The organism is Rhizobium sp. AC44/96, assembly GCF_001692185.1.
Lineage (GTDB): Bacteria > Pseudomonadota > Alphaproteobacteria > Rhizobiales > Rhizobiaceae > Rhizobium.
This window is the reverse complement of record NZ_LXKO01000038.1, coordinates 1-1,273: the sequence shown is the minus strand read 5'-3', so window position 1 is coordinate 1,273 and position 1,273 is coordinate 1. Positions and strand designations below refer to the sequence as shown.

Annotated in this window: 2 tRNA genes and 1 rRNA gene; all 3 read right to left on the bottom strand. The window is 52.1% G+C overall.

Going from position 1 to position 1,273, the window contains the following annotated elements:
- Positions 1 to 377, bottom strand: a 23S ribosomal RNA gene (locus tag A6U87_RS25405); the annotation flags it as partial.
- 501 nt (positions 378 to 878) lie between these two features.
- Positions 879 to 954, bottom strand: a tRNA-Ala gene (locus A6U87_RS25400).
- A 90-nt stretch (positions 955 to 1,044) separates the two neighbouring features.
- Positions 1,045 to 1,121 (bottom strand) — tRNA-Ile (locus A6U87_RS25395).
- Positions 1,122 to 1,273 lie beyond the last annotated feature (152 nt).

Genomic DNA, 1,273 nt, shown 5'->3' with positions numbered 1-1,273 from the left:
TCCTTTCCTGCAGGTACTTAGATGTTTCAGTTCCCTGCGTTCGCTTCTTACACCCTATTTTATTCAGGTGCAGATACCTTATCACAATGCTTGGAAACCATTCGGGTTTCTAACGCCGGACGACCGGCGACGCGCTACCGCGCTGTACAGGAAGTTCCCATACAGGACGTTAGTCCGTCGGCGATCGTTCGCCGTAACGTTGGATCGAAGATCCAACAACCAGAATGATTTTCCAAGCATTTAAGGTGGGTTTCCCCATTCGGAGATCCATGGATCAAAGCTTATTCGCAGCTCCCCACGGCTTTTCGCAGCGTATCACGTCCTTCATCGCCTGTGCATGCCAAGGCATCCACCAAATGCCCTTACGACACTTAATCGTTCTCATTGCCAATGCTCATCATCTCGCTCCCGTTTCATCAGAAACGGCAACAGACCGGGTTACCTTTTACAACCCAGTCAATCCAACAATGCCATCGACGTGTTCGATCGGATCACTTTATTGGAACTACGCCGAGCAGTTCGCTTGTGTCCGATCTTTAAGACCAGCTTCTCGAGATTAAATCCGGTACCGCGCGGTCAGGCAACGGTAATCCGATCGTCCATCAGACAGTACAACAAGGCACTGAACAACGACGATCCAGAGCGACAAGCTTCCTACCTACCTCCAGTCCCTCTTTCGCTTCCGGCCGGCTAGGCCATTCACGACGTCATTGGAACTGGGCTCGGACATTGGGCAAAACCCAATACCTGGAAGCCTCCAGATCAATCTTCTCTTCACGATATATGCAGAACAGGCATCCGACCGAAGCCGATGCAAACTTTTATTTCTTCAAAAGACAATTGCCGATCAAAACCATTCAGTCTCGACACCATCGATTTGGTGGAGCTGAGCGGGATCGAACCGCTGACCCCCTGCTTGCAAAGCAGGTGCTCTCCCAGCTGAGCTACAGCCCCATCAGCTCGATCACAGGAGCGTCTCCGCTCCGGCTTCGGCAAACTTCCGCGTCAGGCCAATCATTCCCGACCATCATTCCATTCAAGGAATGGTGGGCCTGGGAAGACTTGAACTTCCGACCCCACGCTTATCAAGCGTGTGCTCTAACCAACTGAGCTACAGGCCCATTCCAGTCAAACCGGCCCGGATCACTCCAGGTCGACGCGGTTCTTGTCTTTTTGAAGAAAGAGAAACGTGGACGGCGCAGTTCGCCATACCATCCGATGCTTAAAGCATTCCGTGGCGTATTGCGTTTCGATGGTCACCTGACTGATGCCA